This is a genomic window from Paenibacillus sp. FSL R7-0048, from assembly GCF_038004505.1.
Taxonomy (GTDB): Bacteria; Bacillota; Bacilli; order Paenibacillales; family Paenibacillaceae; genus Paenibacillus_AQ; species Paenibacillus_AQ odorifer.
Genome location: NZ_JBBORF010000001.1, coordinates 257,317 through 271,689, shown reverse-complemented (window position 1 = coordinate 271,689; position 14,373 = coordinate 257,317). Strand labels below are relative to the sequence as shown.

The following is a 14,373-nucleotide window of genomic DNA, read 5'->3' as shown; positions in this document are numbered from 1 at the left end:
AAAACAGACACCCCGCAGGAGTGCCTCCCAATAATCATATAGATGAGATCCGATTCATTTATCAATACGATTGCCCACTTGAATCCTCGAGCACTACCTGATAACCCGACCCTCCAAATAAGGGTTTGCAAATCGTTGCAACTCTCAGCGACGCACTTTCCGTGTACTCTTTGCGCACATAATCCATTCCAAGGCTTCCTGCTGCCTGCTTGTTCTGACGCTCCGAATTTCCGTGAATTACTGCTATTATTACCGCTCCAATAATTATGATAATAAGGACTAGATAACCTAAATGTTTTTTTCTCATCTTTCCTCCTTATTACATAGAGTGATATTGGCACAGCAACGGGGCGATTAGCAATAATCTCGTTTCCGTAGGCACCCTATCCCGTGATTAAGTATGCCGAAGCCGATACCTATAAGCATAATTTTACCCCTACTCTACTTCAACAGCTTAACCTATATAAAAACAAAAGGCACCCCCAAGGGCGCCTTCATTATCACTACATATTAGTTGTGCTAGTTATTTATAAGACTCTGCCAGCGAGTTCGCCACCACTATCGCATTGTACACATCTTCCGGAGTAACCGGGAACGGCATATTGCCCATTGTGTCTCCTTCTGCACAAGCAGCTTCAGCAACTTGGCGCCATTCGGATTCGATAAATTCCGTGCACCCCAGATCGGCGAGGGTTAGCGGAAGATCTACATCCTTGATAAGCTTAATGACAGTTTCCAGCTCCTCATTTGAGGCATTTTCCAGTACTAACTGGGCTAAAAGACCAAACGTAACCTTTTCACCATGCTGAGCTTTGTGTAGTGAAGGAACGGCTGTCATCCCATTATGAATAGCATGCGCGGCAGCCAGACCACCAGATTCAGCACCCACACCACTTAGATAAATTGTCGCTTCAATGGTCTCCTCCACCGCGCGTGTATAGAGCTTCTGATCAACCGCACGTTTTGCTTTTACCGCATTCTTAAGTAGAGCTTCATAACAAAGTCTTGATATACCTAGACCCGTTGTAGAAGGTTTCATGAGTACGAGATTGTCGCCATTAGAGGCATAACAAGCACGGGCTTCAAAATAAGTAGCCAGTGCGTCGCCAATTCCAGCTGCGAAAAAACGGGAAGGCGCTGAAGCTAAAATCGCTGTATCCGCCAAGACCACATCCGGATTACTTGGGAGGAATAAGTATTGATCAAATGAACCATCTTTATTATAAATGACAGCCAGCGCTGTACATGGTGCATCAGTAGATGCAATCGTCGGAAAAATAACTACAGGCAGCTTCTCATAATACGCAGTAGCTTTGGCAGTGTCCAGTGTTTTACCTCCACCGATACCGACGATGATATTCGCCCCAGCTTTACGGGCAAGTTCCCGATTACGATTAATCTCTTCCTGAGTACATTCATAATTGAATTTTTCAAAAGTAGCCTTATTCCCCGCACCTTCGATGGAACTCCCCGCCTCTTTCTTAGCACGTTCCAAAATGAACTCATCACAGATCACATAGGCATGATCGCCAAACGCCTTAATATACTCATTCAGATCTGACAGTAAGTTATGGCCGGAGATAAATTTCTTTGGTGAAGTAACGGATCTAACGAAATGTGACATTGTGCAAGACTCCTTGTTGTGTGTTTTAGTAAGCATAAAGACGCAATTCCTACATATTATTACCCCGCTACCCAAGAAATACTCAAGCTGCATTCTCCAGAGGCACTCATCAGAGCATGCAAAAAAGACACCCATCAGGGTGTCCTTTGATTTTTTATATCTATTATATAACACGATGCTGAACCCATTTCTTGCCCATAAATCGCCGCAGGAAAATCAAACCTCTGATCCCCCACTCACAATTCATCGCCAGCCAAACGCCGAGTATACCAAAGTTCAGAACAATACCTAAGATGTATCCGAGCACTACACGGAACAGCCACATCGTAAGCATCGAAACCATGGAGGTGAATTTGGAATCCCCTGCCGCTCTAAGCGCCGAAGGCGTAATAAAGCTTATAGACCATAACGGAATTTGCGCAATCGTATTGATGAGCACAATCAGGAAGATATCGCCCACAATCTCAGCAGGAGGATGGAACATTGACACTAATGGATTGAAAAAAGGCATAATCAGCAACCCCATCACCACCAGGGAAAGAGAAGAGGTGACAAGGAATGATTTAATAAATTTTCGAGCATCCTTAACATTATTGCTTCCCATACATTGTCCCACCACTGTAATAATCGTCAAGGACAACGCATTCCCCGGGATTTGCATAATCCCTGCAAAGGAGGAGGCAATCGCATTAGTCGCAAGTGCATACGTACCCAAACTAACGATGAAGATCTGAGTCAGAATTTTACCACCATTAAAGAACATCTGCTCTGCCGCAAACGGCATCCCGATGAACATTATTTTTTTCAGCATAGACAGCTTAACCGCTACAAGATCGCGAATACGGATATGCAGATCGTTGTCCAATCGGAATAGATAATAAAGTGCGCAGAACGCCCCCAGGTATCTAGCTATATTTATAGAAATGGTCATCCCCAGAACACCCATATGCAACAGGTTAATAAAGACGAGATTCAATAAGACATAAGTTAAATTCATAATTAGCGAAAGTACAAGCGAGGCCCTCGTTCTACCAATTCCACGAAGAGCACCACATACCGCTTCCACAACAGCTATACCAAGATAAGAGATACAGCTCCCGATTAAATATATTCGGGCGTTCTCCATAACCTCCGGTGAGGCCGCTCCAAATAGTAAATTCAACAGCGGATTGTGAAAAAGAATTCCGAACATCCCAATAGCAAATGCCATCAGCGAAACAGATGACGTAGCACCTGCCGTAGCTTTTGACACCATGAGGTCATTGCCGCTCCCTTTATACTGCGCAACAACAACCGTCCCACCTGTTGAGACGGCAATAAACACACTAATGAGAAAAATATTAAGAGAATCTATCATATTGACCGCACTGATAGCTGCCACACCAGACGAGCTTATCATAGCTGTATTCACTAGATTAAGACCCACCACAAAGGCCTGATCCACTAGGATAGGGATGAATAAAGCAATCATCTGACGATAATCTATCGATTCACCAGAGAAATACTTTTCTAGAAACCGCACACTTTGCTTCGTATTTACACCTACATTAGGCTCCATCTTTGCTTCACTTCTTTTACATAGAGTTTGTCAAATTGAATTATGCGTATAAATAGAAAAAGGCTCTTCAGGTTGAAGAGCGATTCAAAAGTATTGCCTGTTTATATGCACTTAGGTATGCGGTCGAGAGGACTCGAACCTCCACGGGGGTTAGCCCACACGGACCTGAACCGTGCGCGTCTGCCAATTCCGCCACGACCGCACAAGATATAAAAAAATACAGTGCAGAATATAAGTTAACATGATTTCACAGAAAGAGCAACAACAAATTTAACAAGTAAAAGCGTCTTCGGTGCCCTTGTAAGGGCAGTAAGCGTTTAAGGGAAGACTATAAGAGTATTGGTGTCACTTATACTTTCTTATATTTAAAAAAAGTGTATCGGTGCCCTCAAGAGGATCATCGATACACTTTTAGTTAGAACAATAGAATTATGATGCTTGTCCAAGCATGCGATAGATGATAACCGCTGCTTGAGCGCGATTAGCTATACCCTTAGGTGCAAATTTCCCACCATCAACACCGTTGACGATTCCCAATTGAGTTAGCTGTGCGATAGCCTCTTGTGCATAAGGAGCAATACTGGACTTGTCTGCAAACTTACCCAATGCTGCATTTTTATCAATCGGCTGTAGTTTGTCTTTCAGTGCGTTAGCAACCATAATGGCCATCTCTTCACGAGTCACTTCACGACCCGGTTCAAATTTGCCATTTCCAGAGCCTTGTACAAGTCCAGCCTTCACCGCAAGGGCGATAGAATCCGTGTACCAAACTCCTTGTTTAACATCGTTGAACGAACTGGTTGTCGCTGAACCCGTAAGATTCAGTGCGCGTACCAGCATCGTAACGAACTCTGCTCTAGTCACTGTTTTGGTTGGCGCAAAAGTATTTGCATCCAGACCTTTCAGAATGCCCTTAGCAGCCAATGCTTCAATAGCTTCTTTCGCCCAAGCTACCTTGCCCAGATCCTTGAAGTTTGCTGCTGGCGCAGTAGTTGGTGCAGGTGTTGCCGTTGGTGCTGTTGATGGTGCTGGTGTTGCTGTTGGTTTCGCGGTTGGAGTAGGCGTTGGAGTTACACCGGTAGAACCGCCTCCACTGCCACTGCCACTGCCTGATCCCGAATCAGCCTTTAATTTATTAATAATACGACCTTCAATGGCTGCTTTAATCTCTTTGCCATTAAACGTCTTTACAATGTAGTCGTAGAACACGTCCAAATCAATAGGTCCAGCCAATGAATCACTAGCTTGAGTCAGAACCTTGTAGTTATCTCCACCCGCAGCCATAAAGTTATTTACTACTGCTGTATATTTCTGCGTAGGATTAATTGGTGTTCCATCAGTTAGTGTGAGGCTCGCAATACGATCGGCTACTGGCAGATACATATTCGCTGTATATTTCAGTCCGGAAATTTGCAGCGTTTTGATATCTGGTGTTCCATCAGCTTTTACATTCCATTGCTGTTGCAGCAATGTTTTGATTTGCGCTCCGGTTAGTGTCAGCTTCACAAGCGTGTTGCCGAATGGCTGAATTTTAGCCAGATCGCCGAAGGTTACAGGACCTTTCGGAAGGTCCGCACGGATACCGCCTGGATTCATAAAGGCGAAATCGGCAGCTTTTGCACCATCGCCGAAGTCAGCATTACGCATAGAGTCAGCAATCAGATTACCAAGTGCAGCCTCATTATTGTAAGCATCGGTACGAGTGATAGTTCCGTCCGTTGTACCCACTGGTTGAGTGAGCTCAGGATGCTTCTCAAGGTAAGCATTAACCAGTGCCACACTTTCCGGATCTGGTGTTACCCCATCATGGAAGGTGGAAGTTACCACAGCAGACTTGTCCTTCACATCACCTGTTTTAGGATCAATGATCAACTTGATATCCTCAAATGCTGTACCGTAAGAATAAGCTTGTACAATCAGCTTGCCGTTTACTGTTCCATTTGCAAGTGCATGGTTATCACCAGCAACGATAACATCAACAGGGGATTCCGCAGGAAGCGCATTGGCTAGATCAGCCGCTTCACCTGTAGTCACACCATCTTTGGTTGTTGCAGGATCATGTGCAAGCACGATAATCGTCTCAACACCTTTAGATTGAAGCTCCTTAGCGTATTTCTCAACAGCCGCCACTTCCTCTTCAGGCGTGAGGAAATGCACGCCAGCCGTACCGGAAGGTGCCACCTTACTTGGTGTGGATTTCGTTACAAGACCAATAAAGCCGATCTTCACACCGCCTACTTCTTTGATTACATAAGGATTAATAATTGGCTCGCCAGTTTTGGCATCCACTGCATTCGCATTAACATAATCAAAATCAGATCCAGCATGGTTAACTTTATTATCCTTAGGGTCGACACCACCATAAAGCTGTGTCATCAGTGCATCAACACCTTGGTCAAATTCGTGATTACCAAGAGAACCCACATCAAATTTCATCATGTTCATCCAAGCATGAGTCGGCTCATCGCGCTCAAGGGATGATACTGGAGCGGATGCTCCAACGGAGTCACCATTATGGAAGAGTAATGAGTTCTCATATTTTGCACGAGTTGCTTTCAAATAAGTCGCGAGATAGGCTGCTGTGCCTACAGACTTATTGTTCACTGTAGAAACAGTGTCGAGTTGACCGTGGAAGTCATTAATTCCAAGAAGGTGAACCTCCACATCTTCCGTCGGTGCAGGTGTCTTCACACTTAGATCTAGCTTGAAAATTCCAAAGCCCTTATTATCTTGCTGTCCAGTATCGGAAATGTTCGCTGGGAGTACATTTGCCGCTTTAGGTGTTGTTGTAAATGTAACATTCACATTGCCTTTGATGGGTGCCAAGGACCAGTTACCATCAGCAGTTGGATCAATCGTACCAGCTTCACTGATGTAGTCCATCAGAACCTGACGATTCTCATCTTGAGAGTCTACAACCAGCTCTGCACCTTTAACACCCGGGAAGTTCCCGCCACCACTTGCGCGGTAATTATTAGTAACAACAATGAAATCCTGATCTAGATCTAAAGGTTGATCATTGTAAGTGACATCCGTTACACGACTCGAAGAAGCATCATTAATCGTACCATCCGGATTGTACTTCGCGTTTTTCGTCACATCAATTTTATATTGAACCCCATCGATTACATCGAAGTTAAAAACTGAAAATTTCGTATTCAACAGAGACTGCGGAGTCGAGATCCCTGGTTTGATGCGGTTAAATGCGCCCGCACTCATTTCCAGCCATTCTTTTACAACAGTACCCTTAACTTTGATTGCTTTAAGGGTATTATCGTATAAATACAGGTCACTTGCGCTACGAATAGTCAAGTCACCCTTATCAATACTGGTGTACTCATCAGGTCCGTTGCGTCCTGCTTTAAAAGGAGCACCAACACTAAGAATGGCAAGGTCCTTATATTGAGGAACATTGATATCAATATAATTCTGAACGTACCACTTTTGTGCATACGTAACAAGTTGAACCGTAGGATCATCCTGAACCATTGCGAAATAGCTGTTCATCGGAGCTGTTGTAACACCAAGCTTTTGTCCAGTATAAGCAATAGTAGCCTCATGTGCTGCTGCAACAGCTGCATCTACAGCCGCATCAGGCTCAACCAGTGGTATATTCACTTTATTCTCTGTCTTATAAATAGAACGAGCAGAAGCTTTTGAACTTTGCTTGTCTACCGTCCAGTCACTACCATCGTATACAATGTTCAGATCGATTAGACCCAAATAAGCTCCGCCGTAACCAGCTTGTACAGCAGGCGTACCGTTAATGTGGCCATTCACATTATCGATCACAGCCTTTTCGTTTGCATACGGTTGTTTAGTAACAGGATCTTTGAACGACGCGTCCAACGTATCGTTATTCCCTGTTGGGAATACCTTATGCGTATGAGAGAACGTAATCGCATCAATATTAGGAACCTTACTCAAAGCGTTAATATCATTCTCAGAACCGTCTCCAACAACGGCGTTAACATCAAACCCCGTATGGGCCATAGCAACAATAATATCTGCTCCCTTTGCTTTCATTTCAGGAACAAATTTTTCTGCCGTTTTAGCAATATCTTCAACGACAACTTTGCCTTCCAGATTAACCTTGTCCCACTCCATGATTTGAGGAGTAACTAGGCCGATTAGACCAACTTGAATCGTCTGCTCATCGCCGTTACTATCCGTTACTTTCTTAGGAATAATAACATAAGGTTGATAAGCATTTGTAACGCCATCCATTTTATATATATTGGCATTCACATAATCAAAATTGGCTCCAGTAGTCATCTCATTACCAGCGCTACCGTTTATCGTACGATCTAAAAATTGTAATCCATAATTGAATTCATGATTACCAAAAGTCGCAGCATCATATCCCATAGCGTTCATGGCTGCAATCATCGGATGGATATCAGTGACATTAGTAGGATCCTTCAGATCCGATTCCTTCGCCACATAAGTACCTAGCGGAGTTCCTTGAATCAAGTCCCCATTGTCGAGCAGGAGGGTGTTGGGTTCTTCACTTTTGGCTTGTTTCACCAAGCTTGCTGTGCGGTCAAGACCGACAGTTACTGAAGCCGCATTCTTAAAATAGTCCCAGCCGTAGACATTGGTGTGCACGTCCGTCGTGCTCATCAGCCGGAGTTTGGCTGTGGCTGCGGATGCTGCTTCAGCTTTATCTGTACCCCAAGCTGCACCCAAACCAATACCTCCAAACACCTGCAAAGAAAGCACTGCAGTTGCTAATACAGAAGCAATCGGCTTATTCCATCGTGTCTTCCATCCCATAATAATATTAGTCCTCCCTATCATTTTCACATAATTTCTGTGATATTATATCACACAAACATAACCAATTATCATATAATTGTAAAAATAATATAAAACAATGTTAAATATAATAACATAAGAAGAAAGACCTAGACTCATGAATCCGTTTTTATAGGTCAAGAGTCAATAGATGCAAAAAGAACACATCTTCACCAGATGTGTCCTAAAAACAATCCTATATAAAGTCTAGAAAAGTCGAATCTATATCTGGCACTACTTTTTACCCATTCATAGCAGTAATCCCAAAACAAATTGCAGTTATTAGAGATAAGGGTGTCATTACAAGTTTTTCTTTCATGCTCCTCGACAATAAGTTCATTATAGTATTAAGCATTAAATAGACGGCAAAAAAATAACATACCCTTCTATCAAAAGGTAATCCAATAGAGATCACATTCCCTGCCTGCAATAAGTACAGGATGGCAACTAGCTGTATCACTACTGAAACTCCACACGCGACTCTCATTTATGAAGGCATAATTCTATGTCTTCCTCCCATTGCAAATTCCCCATAAGGCAATCCCAGAGACAGCAGTATATAAAGAATCACTGCTCCCAAAAAAGTAATACTCCCAATCCATGCTGATATCAAGTTTTCACCCCTCCATAATTTATTTATCGCACATTAAATTATATGAGTGTAATGAATTATTATGGGCATCAACACAAGTGGTAGCTCTTTCACCCAAATATTTTTTTATGATGAACTAGCACAAGCAACACAAAAATATCTGAGTAATATAGAAGTAAATAGACCAATGAGGTGATCCACAAATGGCAAATACAACGAAGATTCGCAAACGTGCTGAACAGCTGAAAGGTAGACCCGTGTGCATTACGTTACATGATGGACGTACGTATATAGGATGGATAACCGGCCTCGATAAGAATGGACTGACCCTTTCCAAACCACGTAAAAACAAACACAGAAAATCAAAAAAACACTCTTCTTCCCGCTCCCGGAAAGCAAACGTATCAGGATTAATGCCCTTATTCGGCTCACTTTTCGGATTGGGTGGAGGCGCTCTAGGCTCCGCAGGAGCAGGGGCTGCCAGTTCTGGAGGCGGTGGTATTGGCGGATTTGGCGGGTTCGGGGGAATCGGCAACTTTATTGGAATGGTACAAAAAACTATGCCGGTTATGAAGATGGGCTACAATATGATTAAATCTATTTCCCCCTTCCTTAACGGGCTAAAAGGATTAATGGGATAATCAAAAGACACCCCTCAAGGTGTCTTTTATTTTTGCTCATAATCTTATCAGGTTCTTTAACAATCTGGCTGCAGATCTTAACCGTGGATGTTTTAGATGCTCCTGTACATAACGATAATTGGTCAATTCAACCTTAGCATCACTGAGGGCATAGGTAAAATCATCATCAAAGGGCAACTTATACTCCCAAACTCGCTTACTCCAGTGCGGAATATTTGCTTGCATCCATGGATCGTCTATCCCGGGATGAATATAGGTCTCACTAACGCCATCCGGCAACGAATACAGCTTAGCAATAATAGATCTTTTAAAACTTTCATACGTCTCGCCTTCCTCTACACCAAAAGGATGCGATAGCAAATAGTCGGGAATCGGCACCCCAAACGTATCCGCCAGCCCTGCTCCAAGGGCAACTGGTCGTTCAATATTTTTCAGCGATGCCAAAAGCGGATCCTCAGCATGGATGTATCTGAAGAATCGTGAGGGCAATCCCCAGCGCGAAATTTTCCACAACGTCTGCGGTAGCAAGCTGCGTCCTGTTTCCATTCCGTATAAACTACCCATGTGGTTGTCTACATGGCTAATCACTATTCCCGACTGTTTCACTCGCTCGTACTGCGCATCTATCTCCTTTAGTACGGCTTTTGTCTGCGCCCCCTGTTCGAACTCTTTTACCGTCCTATATTGATGTCCGCTCTCGTCATGAAGAGAAGCCTCTCCCGTCAGGCTCGCCCAGCGCAAAGCCTCAAATTCACTAGTCATCGTCAAGTGAAGTCCCACATTCCGTTGTTGCCTGCGACTACACCATGCAGCTGCCTCCTCAAACCCAGGGGCCACCGCCATAATCGTTGCTGAGGATACCTTTTCCTCTTCCAGCAGATGTTTAATCGCCTGATTCATGGGGGGACTTTGCCCAAAATCATCACAATTGATGATTAATTTTTTGTTCATAGTCAGCCTCACCTCTCAAAGAGTCCATAAATGTAAATTTCATTGTGAAGGATATGACAACAGCTATGGCCAACAGACATAATGGCACCACACTTATTAAATACCTAAATGTCGCTTCAGGATTGGACCCTGGATCATCGCCGCCTTGATAGCTAAAGATCATACCTACAATGAAAAAAGCTAACGCAGAGATTAACCCGCTTGAACGAGTGATGAATCCGCTTACAGCCGTGTAGATTCCTTCTCTTCTCAGACCTGTTTTTTCCGCATCCTCATCAATAATCTTGCCACCTACTATTGCTGGGGTTACTAGAAATCCGGCTAATCCGAAACCGACAACTACGCCAGCAGCCACGCCACTTAAGAGGTCATAACCAAACCATAACGGAATTACCGATAACGCATATAAGATCAGTGATAACCGCCACGCCTTGACCCCGTCCATCTTACGAATCATCCAGTACCACACGAATACTAATGGAATGACCGAAACAAAAACAGCTGCGAGTAAAATCGATACCTGAGCCTCGGAGATATGAAGTACATATTTTGCATAAAAAGGGATCATCGAGCTTACAAGTCCATTCACCGTTTGGGCAAAAGAGTTCGAAATATTAAACACCCAAAACTTTTTATTCCGAATGGTCTCCCGAAAAGCCGGAATCAACTTCAAGGGTTCCTGCTCTGTGAGCTCCTTCTTTTCTTGGACATTCATCATACATAAAAACATAAACACTCCAAAGAGACAGGCATACACTATAGCCATATTAGAGAAACCAATAGCTGCAAAAATAATTGGAGTTAAGGCAGTACCGATTAACAAAGCTACAACTTGATAGCCTTGCTGAATCGCAGAGGCTTTTGCCCGAATACGGTCTCCACGGAAGAGCTCCGGGAGTAACGCTCCATAATTCACCCATAACACAGTGGCGACAGCCTCATAGAAAATAAGTGTGACTAGAAACCAAGTGAACAATCCATTTTCAGATAATCCGCCGGGAGGGGAGAAAACCAGTACAAATGCCAGCATGAATAACGGAATTGAGCCAAACACCCATGGTCTGCGTCGACCCAAACGAGTATCTGTGCGATCTGACCAATAGCCGAATAACGGATTGTTTACCGCATCCCAGATCAGAAAGATGGTTCTGGCTAATGTAGCAAGTCCAATGCCCAATCCTAATTTTTCAACATAAAAGTAACTGTAAAATGAACTAAATGCCTGACTGGGAACCATCATCGCAAACATCCCTAAAGCAAAGGTGTACGGCGAATTGATCCATTTATGCTTCACTCACATACCTCCCCTATGGTAAAGATCCGGTTGTAATATATTACCATACCGAAGAGAGAACGCCATCAAATTTTTCCTTAGCAGAAACTACGGATAAAAAAAGAAGCCCCGCAGACCATCAACAAATGGCTGCGGAGCTTTTTCATAACTAGACTATAAAACATCCTTCAGCTTGCTCCGGCTCTGAACATCCAGGGCTAAATAATCACGGATTTCGCATCTTTTTCCATTGATATCCGTAAGAATGATTCGTTTATGACTTGGATACTGCATATGCTCGTGCAGGTTCCGCATAACGATCCGGGTCTGGCCCAGATTCGTTTGCAGCTCCCAAATCCACATATCCGCTTTTTGCTTAATAGAATCAATGCGGGTTACAACCGGGAGAAAATACCGCAGCCGGAGCTCTGTATCCACTTCCACCCGACTTTCTTCATCGAGCTGATCAATGTCACGAATGACCCCGATTTCCTCACTCTTGGAGTTACGGACGGAAATATACTCCGTGGTGTATTGAAAAGGAAATATTCGAAAAAGAATTAATTCCTCATATACCTGACCCTCCACCACTCCTTGAAACACGCCACCTTGACTGCGGCTAAAAGAGATTGCACCCGGTTCAAGAATGTTAATCTCATAGGGATCTTTAGGATTCAATTCCCCGTTAACAAGATTCGGATCACTCATGCATCTCAACCCCCTTAATCTGCGACATTTCCTTCTGTGCCTCAACTAGCTTGAAGTAAGCACCTTCTGCAGCAAGCAATTCCTCATGTGTACCCACTTCAATGATCTTCCCGCGTTCAAGCACTACAAGACGGTTCGCATTTCTTAGCGTGGACAATCGATGGGCAATCGCGAATGTCGTTCTGCCTTTTACCAGTCGCGAGATCGCTTCTTGAATTTGCCGCTCGGTCACTGTATCTACAGAAGCTGTTGCTTCATCTAGGATTATAATTCGCGGATCGTGAATTATTGCTCGGGCAATAGACACTCGCTGCTTCTCTCCACCGGACAATTTATGGCCACGTTCCCCAACTCTTGTATCATAGCCATCCGGCAATTGAACGATAAAATCATGGGCGTTGGCAATTTTTGCAGCCCGCATGATTTCTAATTCCGTAGCGTCCGGTTTAGAATAGGCAATATTCTCAGCAATCGTTCCGTCGAATAGAAATGTCTCCTGCAGCACTACACCGATCTGACTACGCAGATCTGACTGGCTGATATTTCGGATGTCCACACCATCGATGGTAATGGTTCCCTCATCTGTGTCATAGAAGCGACAGATCATATTAATGAACGTCGACTTACCGGCACCTGAATGTCCGACCAGACCAATCATCTCGCCCGCACCCACTTTTAAATCCACGTTCTTGAGCACAGGATGATGTTTTTCGTATCCATAAGTAACCCGCTTAAACTCAACCTCACCGTTTACGCGGCCGATGGCTGCTGGATTCACAGTATCAGGCACATCTGACGGTGTATCCATAATTTCAAAGACCCGATCTGCTGCTGAAATCGCATGGCTGGCCCAGTTGATCATTTGGCTCACCCACTGCAAAGGTCCGAGAAGCATCCCAAGGTAGGTCACCAAAGCGATTAGCGTACCGATGGATAATTGGCCCTGTAGCACCGTTTTCCCGCCATAAAACCAAATTAATAACGTACCCACACCAGCAACCAACGCAAAAGCAGGAAACATCCCCTGCCATAAGCCTTCGATCCGAATATTATGCCGAACCAGCTCCTTATTGGCGACTGTATAACGTGACATCTCTGTTGTTTCCTGACCGAATGCTTTGACTACACGAATCCCCTGCAAAGAATCGCCAACCAAAGCGTTTAATCTAAAAATAGATCTCCACTGCTGGTACCAACGTCTGCCAATCATCGGCCATAACACGGTCGACAGCACCACCATAAGCGGCATAGGCAGCATAGCAAGCAGCGTTAGCTTCCAATCCATACTGAACATAATAGTGAAAATAGCGATTACCCGCAGCGATTCACCCGAGACCCAGATTACACCGTCAGTCATAAATTGCCGCATCGCCTCTGAATCATTATTCACCCGTCCAATAAATTGCGAAGATTGTCTTCGGTCGAAAAAAGATAAAGATAATTTCATCAAGGAATGATACACATCATGACGAAGATCACCCATGATTTTGGAACCAATCCATACCCCTATAAGTCCACGTACAGTCTGCATTAAAGTAATTACTAAGGACGTGGCTGCTAGCCCGATCACAATCCATAGAAGCGTTGAGCCCATATCCTTTTCTGTCAACACATTATCAACGATCATCTTCGTCAAAAATGGTGGAACAAGCTCTACCAATGTAGTAAAAATCAACATAATCGCCGCAGCGATCATTTGGATCTTATAAGGCTTGGCATAGCTCAGCATCCGAAATAGAACCTTGCCGTTACTCTTGCACACCGGACAAGCTTGCGAATCTTCCGGCAGTGGATTGCAGCATTTTGGACAATTTCTTGGAAACTCTTTTTCAGAAGCGGTTGGCCGTTCCTCGCCTTTAGCTACAGCGCCAATTAATTTAGAAGCAAAACCAAATATAGAGGTAAGTGATGCTGTATAACGTATAAGTATAATAGACCCCTCTTGGGTATCCACAAGCAACGATCCGCCGCCTACCCCGCCTACTACCCGGGCATCAGTAATATTCGAGACTAGAAGCTTTGAGACCAGTTTCCCGTCCGTTCCCCAAACGGAAATCTCCTTCTCAGTCAATACAAGCCACTGCTCACCGAATTGCCCATCTTTCATTAAATCGGATACAGAGTGAAATAAAGGTTGTTCTGTAAGCTGTATTTCTATAGACTTGGGAAGTTTATCAATAGATGTCATACATTTCTCCCCTTTCTTTACCCAACTATTTACTCACATAT

Annotated in this window: 9 protein-coding genes and 1 tRNA gene; 1 reads left to right on the top strand and 9 read right to left on the bottom strand. The window is 43.9% G+C overall.

Annotated features, from left to right (window positions below; genetic code table 11):
• Window positions 1-61: 61 nt before the first annotated feature.
• The 5 genes from NSQ91_RS01230 to NSQ91_RS01210 all read right to left on the bottom strand — a co-directional run bounded on the left by NSQ91_RS01230 (window position 62) and on the right by NSQ91_RS01210 (window position 7,958).
• Complete coding sequence (locus NSQ91_RS01230) at window positions 62-307, bottom strand: hypothetical protein (protein WP_076275910.1); 246 nt, start codon at window positions 305-307, stop codon at window positions 62-64.
• Between the two features lie 216 nt (window positions 308-523).
• Window positions 524-1,624 (bottom strand): glycerol dehydrogenase, encoded by a 1,101-nt coding sequence (locus NSQ91_RS01225; protein WP_076101108.1) that lies wholly within the window; start codon window positions 1,622-1,624, stop codon window positions 524-526.
• 163 nt (window positions 1,625-1,787) lie between these two features.
• Window positions 1,788-3,182 carry an MATE family efflux transporter gene (locus tag NSQ91_RS01220; RefSeq protein WP_076135377.1) on the bottom strand — a complete coding sequence of 465 codons (1,395 nt, stop codon included), beginning with the start codon at window positions 3,180-3,182 and terminating at the stop codon, window positions 1,788-1,790.
• Between the two features lie 118 nt (window positions 3,183-3,300).
• Window positions 3,301-3,384 (bottom strand) — tRNA-Leu (locus NSQ91_RS01215).
• 227 nt (window positions 3,385-3,611) lie between these two features.
• Complete coding sequence (locus tag NSQ91_RS01210; protein ID WP_076305129.1) at window positions 3,612-7,958, bottom strand: bifunctional 2',3'-cyclic-nucleotide 2'-phosphodiesterase/3'-nucleotidase; 4,347 nt, start codon at window positions 7,956-7,958, stop codon at window positions 3,612-3,614.
• A gap of 816 nt (window positions 7,959-8,774) precedes the next feature.
• Between NSQ91_RS01210 and NSQ91_RS01205 the strand changes: the two genes are divergently transcribed.
• Window positions 8,775-9,212: a hypothetical protein gene (locus NSQ91_RS01205; RefSeq protein ID WP_076305130.1), complete on the top strand. Its 438-nt coding sequence runs from the start codon at window positions 8,775-8,777 to the stop codon at window positions 9,210-9,212.
• A 36-nt stretch (window positions 9,213-9,248) separates the two neighbouring features.
• On the opposite strand, the gene NSQ91_RS01200 is transcribed toward NSQ91_RS01205, so the two are convergent.
• From NSQ91_RS01200 to NSQ91_RS01185, 4 genes are all read right to left on the bottom strand, one after another.
• Window positions 9,249-10,163 carry a polysaccharide deacetylase family protein gene (locus NSQ91_RS01200; protein WP_076305131.1) on the bottom strand — a complete coding sequence of 305 codons (915 nt, stop codon included), beginning with the start codon at window positions 10,161-10,163 and terminating at the stop codon, window positions 9,249-9,251.
• On the bottom strand, window positions 10,135-11,457 hold the full coding sequence (locus tag NSQ91_RS01195) for an MFS transporter (RefSeq protein WP_076305132.1): 1,323 nt from the start codon (window positions 11,455-11,457) through the stop codon (window positions 10,135-10,137). The genes NSQ91_RS01200 and NSQ91_RS01195 overlap by 29 nt, the downstream gene beginning before the upstream one ends.
• Window positions 11,458-11,610: 153 nt before the next feature.
• A complete protein-coding gene (locus tag NSQ91_RS01190; protein WP_051491493.1) occupies window positions 11,611-12,144 on the bottom strand; it encodes a DUF1854 domain-containing protein in 534 nt (177 codons plus the stop codon).
• Window positions 12,137-14,332, bottom strand: a complete 2,196-nt coding sequence (locus NSQ91_RS01185) for an ABC transporter ATP-binding protein (protein WP_076305133.1) — start codon at window positions 14,330-14,332, stop codon at window positions 12,137-12,139. Before NSQ91_RS01185 ends, NSQ91_RS01190 begins: the two co-directional genes overlap by 8 nt.
• Window positions 14,333-14,373: the final 41 nt, after the last annotated feature.

Coding starts and splice junctions, on each gene's coding strand:
- NSQ91_RS01200 (WP_076305131.1), bottom strand. CDS start 10,163: ATGAACAAAAAATTAATCATCAATTGTGATGATTTTGGGCAAAGTCCC.
- NSQ91_RS01205 (WP_076305130.1), top strand. CDS start 8,775: ATGGCAAATACAACGAAGATTCGCAAACGTGCTGAACAGCTGAAAGGT.
- NSQ91_RS01230 (WP_076275910.1), bottom strand. CDS start 307: ATGAGAAAAAAACATTTAGGTTATCTAGTCCTTATTATCATAATTATT.
- NSQ91_RS01220 (WP_076135377.1), bottom strand. CDS start 3,182: ATGGAGCCTAATGTAGGTGTAAATACGAAGCAAAGTGTGCGGTTTCTA.
- NSQ91_RS01185 (WP_076305133.1), bottom strand. CDS start 14,332: ATGACATCTATTGATAAACTTCCCAAGTCTATAGAAATACAGCTTACA.
- NSQ91_RS01225 (WP_076101108.1), bottom strand. CDS start 1,624: ATGTCACATTTCGTTAGATCCGTTACTTCACCAAAGAAATTTATCTCC.
- NSQ91_RS01190 (WP_051491493.1), bottom strand. CDS start 12,144: ATGAGTGATCCGAATCTTGTTAACGGGGAATTGAATCCTAAAGATCCC.
- NSQ91_RS01210 (WP_076305129.1), bottom strand. CDS start 7,958: ATGGGATGGAAGACACGATGGAATAAGCCGATTGCTTCTGTATTAGCA.